We start from the raw sequence: 12,871 nt of genomic DNA, 5'->3' as shown, positions 1-12,871 counted from the left end.
CCTCGCAAGCCTCGTCGGCCAAGTTGAACCAGTGCTGCACAAAGTACATGCGCAACATACGCTCAAGTCCCACCGGCGGGCGACCATTGCCCGGCTTGGGGTAATGCGGCTCGATCACTTCGCATAGCGCATGCCACGGAACGATCTCATTCATTGTGGAGAGGAACACGTCGCGCCTGGTTGCGCGACGGTATTGTTCGAATCCGGCTCCTGCATCGGCCGCTAGGGCAAGGGTCTGTTGTTTCATCGACCTATAACGAAACAGCACCCAATGCGGTGGACTTATTCAGCGTAGCCCTAGGACACTTTCCGGTTGTGCGGGGCTTGACGCTAACGCGCGACGACCTGATGCGTCGCTCGGTCATCATGGCATTGATGTGCCAAGGACACTTGCAGTTCGAGGCCATCAACCTGTCCTGGTTGATTGATTTCAAAACTTATTTTCACAAAGAAATAAGCCTACTTGAGGAACTGCAGGCGCAAGGCCTGGTGCAGTTGAATGACGCCAGCATCCAGGTCACGCCGATGGGCTGGTTTTTTGTGCGTGGTGTGGCCATGGTTTTTGACCGTTATATCCAGAGTGACCGCAGTCGAAGCCGTTATTCGAAAATCATTTGATTTGTGTGGGTACATCCTTCGGGTGGCCTAAGAGACAATTCGAAGCACGACCAACAAGCGGACACACCATGCAAAGTTCTTTGGCCATCACGGCCTTGATGATGGGGGTGCTTGGCGGGCCCCATTGTGTTGCCATGTGCGGTGCTGCCTGTGCGGGGCTTGGCCAGGCTGCAGGCGAACGCCGGGGCCAAGCCTTGCTTGCTTTTCAGCTAGGACGTGTTGCTGGGTATTCTCTGCTGGGCGGTTTGGCGGCAGCCAGTGTGCAGGGACTCGGTTGGTTGACGACTCAGTCGGTCGCCATTCGCCCTGCTTGGACACTGCTGCACCTGGCAGCCCTGGCTCTGGGATTTTTACTGATGCTGCAAGCCAGACAGCCGATTTGGCTCGACGGTGCTGCGCGAAGATTATGGACCCGTGTGCGCGACTTCAACAACCGCTGGGGCAGGGCAGCACCCTGGGTGGTCGGTGGGCTCTGGGCTTTGATGCCTTGTGGCTTGCTTTACTCGGCCTTTATGGTGGCCGCCTTGACCAGCCAACCACTCGAAGGCGCTGCCACCATGGCCTTGTTCGCTTTGGGCAGCAGTATCAGCCTATGGGCTGGACCCTGGATGTTTTTACGCATGCAGTCCTTGGGCGATGGTGCATGGGGCATGCGGGTGGCAGGTTTTGCCTTGGCGGCTGTGTCGGCCTGGGCGTTGTGGATGGGCCTGGTACATGACCAAGCGCCATGGTGCATTACCCCCGTTTAAGGCAATCGTTCAGTCGGCGTGGCCAGGCTTCAAGCTGACAAGCCTTTGTAAAGCATGTAAGCGGCCAGCAAATAAAGCACGCTGGCAAACACGCGCTTGAGTTGTTTGACAGGCAGTTTGTGAGCAGTGGCCGCGCCCAGGGGGGCCATCAATACGCTGCATGCAGCAATGACCACCAGAGCGGGCAACCACAGGTAGCCAAAACTGTGCTCGGGTAGGTTTTGCACGCCCTGGCCACTGACCACATAGCCCGCTACGTTGGCCAATGCAATTGGAAAACCCAAGGCTGCACTGGTGGCCACCGCGTGGTAAATAGCCACATTGCACCACGCCATGAAGGGCACACTGATGAAGCCACCACCCGCACCGACAAGGCCCGACAACAAACCGATCAGCCCGCCCGCTCCCAACAAACCTGTGAAACCCGGTACTTGGCGAGATGGCGCTGGCTTCTTGTCCAGAAACATTTGCGTTGCAGAAAAACCCACAAAAGCCGCAAAGAACAAGGCTAGGTAAGTGCCTTTGACGAACGAAAAAATGGCCAGGCTGCCGATCAGGCTGCCGATCACGATGCCTGGGGCCAGCCCTTTGACCAGGTCCCAGCGCACGGCTTTTTTCTTTTGATGTGCCCGCACACTCGACACCGATGTGAAGATGATGGTGGCCATGGATGTGGCGATCGCCATCTTCACGGCCAAGTCAGGGCTGACGCCACGGGCACCCAGCAAATAGGTCAGGAATGGCACCATGATCATGCCCCCACCAATGCCCAGAAGGCCTGCCAGAAAGCCCGTGCAAAGGCCAAGAACAGCCAATTCGGCCAACAGCAGAGGTTCGATGATCATGGGTGTGGGGGGTGAGAAATGAAAGGTGTCTGCGAGTGCCACCGGACCGGCATCCTGAACCGGGGTTCAGGTGGGCGAGGGCAGGCTGGCGTTGGGTTCATCTGACGCGAGATGATCACGCTCACCAGCCAATGTTCCAAGCCCGGCTCTAGGAGCATTGGTTCAAGGAAATATAAAGCCCGGCATGCACCGCAGACAGCTTGATTGTAGGTCTTTATTCAGACCGTCACCAACAGGAATGTCGGGTTCAGATCAATTGACCGTCTTGTTCCAAAACCTGGTCAATTCGCTTGAGCAGTTGGGTCAAGCGCACGTGCGATGCTTCCGGAATATCCGCTGCGGCAGTTGTTGTCGTGGCGATGCCTGACGGGGCTTCGGGCAGATCAAACGCCAGGTTCAAGGCGGCCAACACGGCAATCCGGTCGCGCGCCTTGATCTTGCCGGCATCACGGATCTTGCACATGGCCGCATCGACTTTGCTGACGGCTGCCAGCAAGCGCTCCTCGCCACCTTCAGGGCAGCCCAGGATGTAGCTCTGGCCCATGATCTGGACGTCTAATTGTTTGGTACTCATGCGGATGCCTCAGGAGATGCGGGAGCGTTGGATGCGGGCAGGCGTTCAATGAGGGCATCCACGCGGGCTCTGGCCGCAGCCAGACGGGACTTCAGCTGGTCGCGTTCAAGGGTGAGGACTTGAACTTGCTGGGCCAGCAAAGCGTTGGTGCGTTGAAGCTCTTCGTGGCGCAGCAACAAATGATCCACACGCTCGGCAATTTGATCAATGGTGTCGGAATTGGCCATGGCAAACTAGAAAAAAGAGGTGTCACATTGTAGAGGGTAGGGCCATTTTGTAGGCTGCCAGACAGCTTACGACCTAAAATGGGGCTTGTTGGTGCTCGCGAAACCGGTTCACGGCTCGCAGTTCAACGGGAAGCAGGAGGGAAAAGCCAACACGGCCCACCTAACCTGCGCTGCCCCCGCAACGGTAAACAGACGAGTTTTCAGTCACATGGGAACCCAGCTTTCATCTCAAACCACTGACCGCCCTGAAACAGGCGGTTGGGAAGGTGATGAAGGTCGCATCTGTCAGCCCGGATACCGGCCAACAAGGTGACCTGTCGCAAGACGGGTTGTAAAGCCCATGCACTGTCGGGGAAGGCGGTGAGGGCGATTGACTTGTTAGATTTAAATGAAAAATCGTACCTTTCGTGCACGCTTTGCTGTGCCTGTTCTGTCCATCTTGTCTTTGGCTTTGGGGGCCTCCCTCAGAGCGCAATCCATTGAAATCAATCCTGTCGTCATCACTGGCGCTCGTCTGGAGCAACCACTTTCCCAGGTGCTGACTTCAGTTTCTGTAATTACACGTCAGGAAATCGAGAAGTCGCAGTCCCCGACCTTGGCCGATTTATTGCAAGGCGAAGCTGGCTTTGAATTTGGCCGCAATGGTGGCCCTGGCACGACCACATCTTTCTTCTTGCGTGGTCAAAACAGCATCAATGCTGTTGTCCTGATCGATGGCGTTCGCTCCCAGGTGGACTCACTTGGGTCATTGCAAGTGCTGGACGTGCCTTTGTCCCAAATTGAACGCATTGAGTTGCTGCGTGGTAATGCCAGTGCTTTGTATGGCGATGCGGCCATCGGGGGTGTGATCAGCATCACAACCCGCCATGGCAAAGGTACTCCAGCTGCGTACGGCTCTGTGTCTTACGGCTCGCGCAACAGCGTAGATGCCTCTGTCGGTTACGGCGGCAAGTCTGAAGACTACCGCTTCAATGTGCAAGCAGGTATCAAAAAAACCGACGGCTTTTCGGCGATCAATACCCAACAACAGCCCACAGCTAATCCAGACCGTGATGGCTACAGTGGTGAATTCATGTCTGCGCGTGTTGAAAAAATGCTAAGCTCAGACGCCTCGGTTGGTGTTCGATGGCTGGGTGACCGATCAACAGCAGAAACCGACAATGCATGGGCCAGTTCGCCGCTGGATATTCAAGAATTCAAAAAACGCAACAACACCCTGGGGGTCTTCTGGCGTCAAGCATTCACCTCGGATTGGGTTAGTCAACTGGACGTGTCGACTTCATCTCTGACCTATGAAGACATCGAAAACGGCCAGCGTTTGAGTTCTTACGGACTTTTTGATGGACGACAAAATCTTTTGCGTTGGTTCAATACATGGCAAGCGGGTGCCGATACGGCCGTGAGTTTTGGTGCTGATCTTTCTAGGGATAACTTCAAAGTGGACCGAGGTAATGCCTATGAAATGCAACGAGATGCCAACGGGATTTTTGCTGGCTTGACTCAGAAGTTTGGTGCTCTTACCGCTCAGGTGAATATCCGCCATGACGATGTGAAGGTTGAAAACAAAGAGCCAAATACGCCCAGCAGCAGCAATCGATCCGCTGCAGATACAGGCCTTTTGGGCTTGCGCTACGCCATCACGCCTGCGTGGTCTGTAACGGGAACGTTGTCAAATGGTTTTAGGGCACCAACTGCATCCGAGGTCTCTAAGAATCCGCAATTGAAGCCTGAAACGCACAAAAGCTCAGAAATCGGTGCAAGCTATGCAGTCGACAGCTTGCTGGCTCGTTTCGTTTACTTTGACACACGCACCTCTGATGCCATTGTTTACAAACCACTGGAGGGTTGGGATTACACCTACGAGTCTGTGGGGCGTGTTAGTAATAAGGGTCTTGAGGCAACCTTACGCTCACAGTGGCGTGGTTACACCATCAAGGCTTCTGCAGTCACACAGGATCCTTTGAATGAAGTGAGCCAGAAGCCGTTGTCGCGCAGGGCCAAAAACTATGGTTCTCTCGATATCTCTCGTTCATATGGCTCCTATGAAGTGGGCACCAGACTGTATGCCTCAGGAGCTCGCCAAGATAGCTTGCATACTTTGGCGGGTTACAGCCTTTTGTCGTTCTACGCCAGCCAAAAGATCGACGAAAACTGGACGGTTCGTGTTCGCTTAGAAAACGCATTCAACAAACAATACCAATTGGCTTACGGCTACAACACCCCAGGCCGAGGCGTGTTTGCGACATTGCAATACAGTCCAAAGCAATGACCTCAGTCGCCACCCTCCCCCAACGCATCGTCTGTCTCACCGAAGAGACAACAGAGTGGCTCTATTTGTTGGGGCAGGAGCAGCGCATCGTGGGCATTTCGGGGTACACGGTGCGCCCGCGCCGGGCCAGGGAAGAAAAGCCCAAGGTCAGTGCTTTTTTGAGCGCCAAGATCGACAAGATCCTGGCCCTCAAGCCTGACTGCGTGTTCGGGTTTTCAGACTTGCAGGCCGACATTGCATCCTTGCTGATAAAGGCCGGGGTGCAGGTGACGGTTTTTAACCAGCGCAGCGTTGATGAAATTTTTTCGATGCTCTACCAAGTCGCGGCCATGGTGGGCCAGGTTGATCAGGGCATGGCGCGACTACAGGCCCTGCGTCAAGAACTGGATGCGATCCAACTCAAGGCTGCGGGTTTCAAGCGCCGACCCAAAGTTTTTTTTGAAGAGTGGGACGAGCCACACATCAGCGGCATCCGCTGGGTGTCGGAGTTGATGGGGATTGCTGGCGGAGACGATGTTTTCCCCGAGCTGGCTGTTCAATCCATGGGCCGTGACCGCATCATTGCCGACGGGCAAACCATCATTGACCGTGCGCCCGACATCATCATTGGCTCTTGGTGCGGCAAGAAATTCAGGCCCGAAAAGGTCGCCGCCAGATCAGGATGGCAAGATGTGCCTGCTGTGCGAACAGGGCAAATATTTGAAATCAAGTCGGCCGATATTTTGCAGCCAGGGCCTGCGGCACTCACCGATGGTGTGGCGCAGATGCACCGCATTTTCAGCCAGTGGGAAGCGCAACATGCTTGAACGCCAGCCACAACTCAAGATGCAAGTGGGCGGGTTCAAAAACTGTTTTTCTGCATGCTCTGAAATGCTCAGGCTATTTTCCAGGGCCTTGTTTTTTTTGCCGTGGCTGCTTCAACCGGCACAAGCCGTCACGGTGCTGGATGACCGTCAGCAAAAGTTGGAGATTGCGCAAGCCCCGCAACGCATCGTGAGTTTGCTGCCTTCTTTGACGGAAACCGTTTGCGCCTTGAAGCAGTGCCACAAGTTGGTCGGCCTGGACCGGTATTCCAACTGGCCCGCAACTGTCAAAGATTTGCCACGCGTGGGTGGCGGACTGGACCCGAACATCGAGAGCATCGTCGCGCTCAAGCCCGACTTGGTGCTGGCGGCAGCCTCCACCCGAGGTGCAGACCGTTTGCAGGCCCTGGGCCTGAAAGTGCTGCGCCTGGAACCCCGTAATCATGCGGATGCTCAGCGTGTTTGGCGCACTGTAGGCCAGGCTCTGCATGTGCCCACGGCAGACAGTGATCATGCCTGGCAAGGCATTCAGGCAGGTCTGCAAGCGGCAGTTCAGTCGCTGGAACCACAGGCACGCCAGCAGCGCGTTTACTTTGAAGTCAGCCCAGCGCCCTATGGTGCAAGCGAGGCCTCTTTTATTGGCGAGACGCTCACGCGCATGGGCGTGACCAATATTTTGCCCGCGTCCATGGGTCCATTTCCACTGGTCAACCCCGAGTGGGTGGTGCAGTCAAAACCCGACGTGATCATGGTCGGTGACAGCAGCCGAATCAGCATGTCCCAACGCCCTGGCTGGGCGGGCCTGCGGGCTATGCAGGGACAGCGACTGTGCGTGTTCAAACAGGATGAATCAGACATGTTGGTGCGTGCCGGGCCTCGCATGGCCGAAGGTACTCGACTGATGGCGGACTGCTTGAACCGCGCAGCAGCTGATGTGGGTAAAGTTTTGCCACAGCCTGGGATGGCGCGATGAACGAACGCGTTGTCGCCCCCCGGTGGGCGCTGCTTCTTTTGGCCATGGGCGTGGCTTTGGTGTTTCTGGGTACGGCTGCGGGCAGCCAGGGTTGGCAGGCCTGGTGGCAGGTTCAGGCTGATCCTGTTTTTCGCCAAATCGTTCTGGATATCCGCTTGCCACGTAGCTTGGGCGCCTGGCTGGGCGGGGCCTTATTGGGCTTGGCCGGTGCTGTGGCACAAGGCCTGTTTCGCAACCCGCTGGCTGATCCGTATTTGCTGGGCAGCGCCTCTGGGGCTTCTGTGGGTGTCGCCACGTACCTGAGCCTGCTGGGGGGTAGCGTCTGGACCACGAGCGCGTGGCTTGGCTTGGGCCTGACAGGCGCTGCATTTGCAGGAGCTGTGTTGGCCGTCGGACTGACCTTGCTGCTGGCACGCGGGGTGCAGCAGACCTTGCGCCTGCTGTTGGCGGGCGTGGTGGTGGGTGTTGTACTGGGCGCCGTGACGTCCTTGATGACTATGCTGCAGCCACAAGTCTTGCAGGCCATGCAGGGCTTCATGCTCGGTTCGACCGCCTTTTTGAGCTGGCACGCTTGCGCCACGCTGGCTGTGGTGTTGTCCTTGTGTGTGGCCATGGGCTGGACGTTTGCCCGCGTGCTGGATGCGCTCTCGCTGGGTGAGTCCACGGCACAAAGCCTGGGCGTGCCCTTGCCCTTGGCGCGAATGGTGTTGGTGGCTGTGGTTTCTTTGGCCACAGGCGCTGCGGTGGCACACATCGGACTGGTGGCTTTTGTGGGCTTGGCCGCGCCTCACTTGGTGCATTCGCTTGTGCGCTGCACGCATGCTTGGCGCTTGTTGTTGTCCACGCTCATGGGTGGTGCCTTGCTGGTGCTGGCCGATGTGGTGGCCCGTGTGCTGTTTGCCCCACAAGAATTGCCTGTCGGCGTGCTCACGGCAGTGCTGGGTGGCGGGTATTTGCTGTGGTGTGTTTATCGCGATGCCCATGCCGGAGCGCGTGTATGACACATGCACTGCAAACGATGGCGCTGAGCGCCTCGCTGGGAGGGCGCGAGGTGCTGAACGGCATCAACTTGCAAATCGCTGCTGGCCGCTGGACTTGTGTAGTCGGGCCTAACGGCGCTGGCAAGTCCAGTTTGCTCAAAGCACTGGGAGGATTGTTGCCACACAACGGCCACGTGCTGTGGCGTGGTCAGCCACTCGAAGAGTTGTCGCGCCATCAACGTGCACTGCAACTGTCCTGGCTTGGTCAGGGCGAGGTGAGTACGTTGGATTTGCGCGTCTGGGACGTTGCCATGCTTGGGCGTCTGCCGCACCAGGGCTGGTTGAGCGCGCCCACTGTCCAAGACGCTCAAATGGTCGAAGCGGCGCTCAAGGCCACGCGGGCATGGGAATGGCGTGACCGCACACTCAACGAGCTGTCGGGTGGTGAGCGACAACGCGTCCTGCTTGCCCGTGCCATGGCAGGCAATGCGCCCATCATGCTGATGGACGAGCCACTGGCCAACCTTGATCCACCTCACCAGGTGGACTGGCTGGAGCAGGTGCATTGCCTGCTGGCCCAAGGCACCACGGTGGTCAGTGTGCTGCATGAGCTCGGTATGGCGCTGCACGCCGACGACATCGTGGTGATGGACCAGGGCCAGGTGATCCACCACGGTCCAAGCCATGAGGCAGACACCCGTGCTGCTATTGAAGCTGTGTTCGATCAACGCATCAGCATTCATGCGTTGGATGGACAGTGGGTGGTGTTGCCAAATACGGCACAAGGTCGCGCTGTTCCCTTTCGCTAAATTCAGGCAACAGTCTGGGTAATACGCCGGTCGATATCGCGAGCGCCAAAAACTCAGTGCCAGAGCGCCATCGATTGATTCAAAAGTGACGTGGATCAAGTCATATCGCTTCACTGCGAGGCCTAATGACAGACGATTCTTCGGTCATTTTGGAAACATTCATGGAAACTTGGCGCAGCTCTCGCAGACTTTGGCTGCTCGGCGGCGTATTGCTGGTGGTGCTTTTGGCATTTGGCGCATGGCTGTGGTCTCCTGTCACCGTGTCTGTGCTGGTGCTCAAGCCCCGTGAACTGGTGCACAGCGTGGTCGCAACAGCCACGTCCCAAACCCAGCACCGGGCCAACGCAGGCGTTCAGATCGCTGGGAAGGTGCTGACGGTCCACATCAAAGAAGGTGAGCGTTTTCGGCAAGGGCAGCCTTTGCTCCAACTCGATGACAGCGAGGCGCGTTCCGCCTTGGCTGCTGCCGAACTGGCTGTGCGGCAGGCTGAATTCAAATTGCGCCAATGGCGCGAGGTGCAAGCCCCTACTGCGCGTGCAAGTGAGCAGCAGGCACAGGCAAACCTGATCCAGACCCGAACACAACTAACGCGTCAACAAGACTTGTTCCGCCAAGGGTTCATTGGCCAAGCAGCATTGGATGAAGCCATGCGAACCTTTCAGGTGGCCCAGGCCCAGGCACTGACTGCTCAGGCCCAGCGCCAGGCCAACGATGACGACGGTGTTGAGCAGTCGCTTGCTCAAAGTACGCTGATGTTGGCACGCACCAATGCCCAGGCCGCCAACGCGCGCTTGTCTTACACCCGCTTGTTGGCCCCTTTTGATGGCCTCGTGGTCAGCCGCCATGTCGAGCCTGGCGACATGGTGCAGCCGGGCAAGACCTTGCTGATGCTCGCGCCCAATGGGGTGACAGAGTTGGTGGCGCAGATCGATGAGCGCAATCTCTCCTTGCTGCGGCTCGGTCAACCGGCAATGGCTTCGGCCGATGCCTTTGCCCAGCAGCGCTTTGCCGCCGTGGTGAGCGCCATTGCACCGGGGGTGGATGCGCAGCGGGGATCGGTTCAGGTCAAGCTTCAGGTGGGCGCTCCACCCGACTACCTGCGGCAGGACATGACCGTGTCGGTTGAAATCGAGGTAGGCCGCCAGGCTGCTGCGTTGGCCGTGCCCCTTGAGGCCGTGCACGAGTCCGAATCTGCAAACCCTTGGGTGTGGCGTATTACAGCAGCGTCCAGGCTTGAGCGCGCTCCAGTCACCTTGGGTCTGCGCAGTGGTGCTTGGGTTCAGTTGCTGTCGGGTGTCGCAGAGGGCCAAACGGTATTGGCCACAGCAACCAACGCTTTGCGCGAAGGTCAGCGCGTTCGTCCAAGACCATCCTAAGCCCATGGCGCCGTGATGCTGTTGAGCCGACTGCAACCCTTTGAGTGGATCGTGGCCTCGCGTTTTTTGCGCGAAGGCAGCATGCAAAGCCTGTTCATTACCGTGGGCGTGGCCATCGGGGTGGCTGTGATCGTTTTCATGTCAGCACTGCTGCAAGGTTTGCAGGCCAACCTGGTCAAACGCGTGTTGACCGCGCAGCCCCACATCCAGATTTTGCCGCCCAAGGAGAAGGTGCGCATTCAGCATGGTCAGGATGGTGCCTTGCATGCCGATCAGGTTCAGGCTCCGCTGCAGCGACTCAAGTCGATCGACCAGTGGCAGGCCGTACTCAGTCTGTTGCGAACCATGCCCGATGTGCGTGTGGCTTCCCCGGCCGTCACAGGCTCGACGTTCATCATGAGAGGGGCGGCCAGTCGGTCCCTCAGCCTGACAGCGGTCAATCTGGCGGTCTACCAGCAAATTGTGAACCTGAGCGACAAAATCGTGGCGGGCCAAGCTCGGCTCGGCACCAACGACATACTGATCGGTACCGAACTGGCGGCCGACATGGGGGTGGGGGTGGGTGACAAGCTCTTGTTGCAGTCAGCCACGGGGGCGAGCAACCATTTCGTGATTGCCGGCATTCTTGATCTGGGCAACAAGGGAGCCAATCAACGCAGCGGCTTTGTGTCTTTGCACAGTGGCCAGAGTTTGCTGGGTTATCCCGGGGGCGTGACCAGTATCGACATCACGGTGCAAGATGTGTATGCAGCCGAAGAGGTAGCGCAACGCATTCAAGCGCAAACCCACTTGCAGGCTGACAGCTGGATCAAAAACAATGCGCAGTTTTTCAGTGCCGTGAAATCACAGAGTTTGGCCAATACCGCCATCCGTTTCTTCGTGGGTTTGTCGGTGGCTTTTGGCATTGCCAGTGTGTTGGTGGTCTCTGTAGTTCAACGCTCCAAAGAAATCGGCATTCTCCGTGCCATGGGTATTTCACGGGGACAAGTCATGCGGATATTTTTGTTGCAAGGCGGCTTGCTGGGGCTGGGCGGCGCTGTGGTGGGCTGTGCGTTGGGCATTTTGTCGTTGCAGTTGTGGTTGCTGATAGCCCTAACGCCGGAGGGCACCCCCATGTTTGCGGTGACCACTGACATTTGGATGCTGTCCGGAGCCTTGGCACTGGCCACACTCAGCGGTCTGCTGGCGGCTTTGGCGCCGGCCATGCGGGCTGCACGACTCGACCCTGTGGTCGCGATTCGGGGGTAAGGTCATGAAAAATATTCCGCTGAACATCTCGACAAATACGTCCCACTCACCCAATCAGCCCATCGTGCAACTGAGCAAGGTGCACAAGTCGTTCAATGTCGGGAAACCCACCGAAGTGGAAGTGTTGCACGGCATTGACCTGGTTTTGCGTGCTGGCGAATTCGTGGCGGTGATGGGCCCATCCGGTTCGGGCAAAAGCACACTGCTTAACATCGTGGGCCTGCTGGACCGGCCCACGCAAGGCCTGCTGCAGATCACGGGCCTGGAAACCACCACGCTGGACGACAAAGCCCTGACGCAACTGCGCGGGCGCAGCATTGGTTTCGTGTTTCAGTACCACCACCTGATCGGGGCTTTCAGTGCCCTGGAAAATGTGATGCTGCCCATGGTAGGAATGCAGGGCTACCCGACAGCAGCCATCGAAAAACGCGCATTGGACTTGATGGACAGCGTGGGTTTGCTGAAGTGGCGCGACAAACCCGCCACCATGTTGTCGGGCGGTCAGCAGCAGCGTGTGGCTGTTGCCCGTGCCTTGATCATGCAACCCGCCTTGTTGCTGGCCGACGAGCCTACAGGCAATCTGGACACCAAAAGTGCCGATGCCGTGTTTGAACTGTTTCGACAAGTCAACCGAGAGCACGGCACGGCAGTGCTGTTGGTGACCCACAACCCGCTGATGGCCCAACGCTGTGACCGCATCATCCAGGTCGTGGATGGCATGGTGTCCGGTTGACGCATCCGGTTGTGGCTTGAGGGGTGCCGGTTACGTCATCCCACAAGGCTTGTTATTTAGGCCTGCTCGACGCCAATGCTTTACCAGGCACCCGTTTTCCCTGTCCTGCCTCCTCCAAAAACAGCAAGGTGTCCACATACCCCATGAAACGGCTCAAATAATCCGGCGAGGCAACGCGCATCAAACCCAGTGACCGCAGCACCAGCATGTGCGAGTTGATGGGCCCCGCATTTTGCGGGGCTTGGGCCATGGCTTTTGAGACTTGCTTTTGCACGCTGATCTGGCTGAGCTGCTTGCGAAACTGCCGAATGCGCGGACTTTCTACGCGCCACGCGCTGGCGATGCCCGTACCAGGGTTGGCGGATTCGGTCTGCATGTCTTTGAGCAATGCAGCGAGGGGTGAGACTGCTGGGGTTGACTGAGCGCAGGCCTTTTCCTGGGCTTTGGTCTTGCTGAAATCCGCCCTGGTTGGGGCTGCGTCCAGTGTGTCTTTCAAACGGACCAAAGCCATTTCAAGCTTGTCGTTCAGCAGCCTTTGCGCTGGCCCAGTTTGCGCTCGCGCTCGTTCGGACAAAACGGTGATGTAGTGCCATTCCACAGGCTCAAGCTGCGCAGCGCCCCGGGCCTGCAGCGATTCATGCAGAGCATCCAGTACGACATTCATGGG

The 12,871-nt window shown here is 57.6% G+C and carries 15 protein-coding genes and 1 riboswitch; of the genes, 10 read left to right on the top strand and 5 right to left on the bottom strand.

Annotated elements, in window-relative coordinates; all coding sequences use genetic code 11:
• Positions 1-247, bottom strand: a 247-nt coding sequence (locus tag B9Z45_RS14320) for a transposase (RefSeq protein WP_146180858.1), incomplete at its 3' end; no start/stop codon positions are given.
• A 29-nt stretch (positions 248-276) separates the two neighbouring features.
• Between B9Z45_RS14320 and B9Z45_RS14315 the strand changes: the two genes are divergently transcribed.
• Positions 277-618: a hypothetical protein gene (locus B9Z45_RS14315; RefSeq protein WP_233252212.1), complete on the top strand. Its 342-nt coding sequence runs from the start codon at positions 277-279 to the stop codon at positions 616-618.
• Positions 619-686: 68 nt separating this feature from the next.
• The gene (locus tag B9Z45_RS14310) at positions 687-1,367 is read left to right on the top strand and encodes a sulfite exporter TauE/SafE family protein (protein WP_108407895.1); all 681 of its coding nucleotides are present in this window, start codon (positions 687-689) and stop codon (positions 1,365-1,367) included.
• Between the two features lie 29 nt (positions 1,368-1,396).
• On the opposite strand, the gene B9Z45_RS14305 is transcribed toward B9Z45_RS14310, so the two are convergent.
• The 3 genes from B9Z45_RS14305 to B9Z45_RS14295 form a co-directional block, all read right to left on the bottom strand.
• Positions 1,397-2,212 (bottom strand): sulfite exporter TauE/SafE family protein, encoded by an 816-nt coding sequence (locus tag B9Z45_RS14305; protein WP_108407894.1) that lies wholly within the window; start codon positions 2,210-2,212, stop codon positions 1,397-1,399.
• 247 nt (positions 2,213-2,459) lie between these two features.
• On the bottom strand, positions 2,460-2,786 hold the full coding sequence (locus B9Z45_RS14300; RefSeq protein WP_108407893.1) for a cell division protein ZapA: 327 nt from the start codon (positions 2,784-2,786) through the stop codon (positions 2,460-2,462).
• Positions 2,783-3,013: a DUF904 domain-containing protein gene (locus tag B9Z45_RS14295; protein ID WP_108407892.1), complete on the bottom strand. Its 231-nt coding sequence runs from the start codon at positions 3,011-3,013 to the stop codon at positions 2,783-2,785. The genes B9Z45_RS14300 and B9Z45_RS14295 overlap by 4 nt, the downstream gene beginning before the upstream one ends.
• Positions 3,014-3,085: 72 nt before the next feature.
• Positions 3,086-3,334, top strand: a riboswitch (cobalamin riboswitch).
• Between the two features lie 67 nt (positions 3,335-3,401).
• On the opposite strand from B9Z45_RS14295, the gene B9Z45_RS14290 reads away from it, so the two are divergent.
• From B9Z45_RS14290 to B9Z45_RS14255, 8 genes are all read left to right on the top strand, one after another.
• Positions 3,402-5,282: a TonB-dependent receptor domain-containing protein gene (locus tag B9Z45_RS14290; protein ID WP_108407891.1), complete on the top strand. Its 1,881-nt coding sequence runs from the start codon at positions 3,402-3,404 to the stop codon at positions 5,280-5,282.
• Entirely contained in the window at positions 5,279-6,088 is an 810-nt protein-coding gene (locus tag B9Z45_RS14285; RefSeq protein ID WP_108407890.1) for an ABC transporter substrate-binding protein, read from the top strand. Before B9Z45_RS14290 ends, B9Z45_RS14285 begins: the two co-directional genes overlap by 4 nt.
• Positions 6,081-7,058: an ABC transporter substrate-binding protein gene (locus B9Z45_RS14280; protein ID WP_370445847.1), complete on the top strand. Its 978-nt coding sequence runs from the start codon at positions 6,081-6,083 to the stop codon at positions 7,056-7,058. Before B9Z45_RS14285 ends, B9Z45_RS14280 begins: the two co-directional genes overlap by 8 nt.
• Positions 7,055-8,059: an iron ABC transporter permease gene (locus tag B9Z45_RS14275; protein WP_108407889.1), complete on the top strand. Its 1,005-nt coding sequence runs from the start codon at positions 7,055-7,057 to the stop codon at positions 8,057-8,059. The genes B9Z45_RS14280 and B9Z45_RS14275 overlap by 4 nt, the downstream gene beginning before the upstream one ends.
• Entirely contained in the window at positions 8,056-8,847 is a 792-nt protein-coding gene (locus B9Z45_RS14270; protein ID WP_108407888.1) for an ABC transporter ATP-binding protein, read from the top strand. The genes B9Z45_RS14275 and B9Z45_RS14270 overlap by 4 nt, the downstream gene beginning before the upstream one ends.
• Before the next feature lie 161 nt (positions 8,848-9,008).
• Positions 9,009-10,223, top strand: a complete 1,215-nt coding sequence (locus tag B9Z45_RS14265) for an efflux RND transporter periplasmic adaptor subunit (protein WP_158270432.1) — start codon at positions 9,009-9,011, stop codon at positions 10,221-10,223.
• 15 nt (positions 10,224-10,238) lie between these two features.
• Positions 10,239-11,471 (top strand): FtsX-like permease family protein, encoded by a 1,233-nt coding sequence (locus B9Z45_RS14260; protein ID WP_199221914.1) that lies wholly within the window; start codon positions 10,239-10,241, stop codon positions 11,469-11,471.
• A gap of 4 nt (positions 11,472-11,475) precedes the next feature.
• Positions 11,476-12,204, top strand: a complete 729-nt coding sequence (locus B9Z45_RS14255; protein WP_108407886.1) for an ABC transporter ATP-binding protein — start codon at positions 11,476-11,478, stop codon at positions 12,202-12,204.
• 52 nt (positions 12,205-12,256) lie between these two features.
• Here the strand turns inward: B9Z45_RS14255 and B9Z45_RS14250 are convergent, their stop codons facing one another.
• Entirely contained in the window at positions 12,257-12,868 is a 612-nt protein-coding gene (locus B9Z45_RS14250; protein WP_158270431.1) for a DUF2894 domain-containing protein, read from the bottom strand.
• Positions 12,869-12,871: the final 3 nt, after the last annotated feature.

Source organism: Limnohabitans sp. 2KL-17 (assembly GCF_003063415.1).
Taxonomy (GTDB): domain Bacteria; phylum Pseudomonadota; class Gammaproteobacteria; order Burkholderiales; family Burkholderiaceae_C; genus Limnohabitans_A.
The sequence above is the reverse complement of the archived record's forward strand: the minus strand, read 5'-3'. Positions and strand labels throughout refer to the sequence as shown.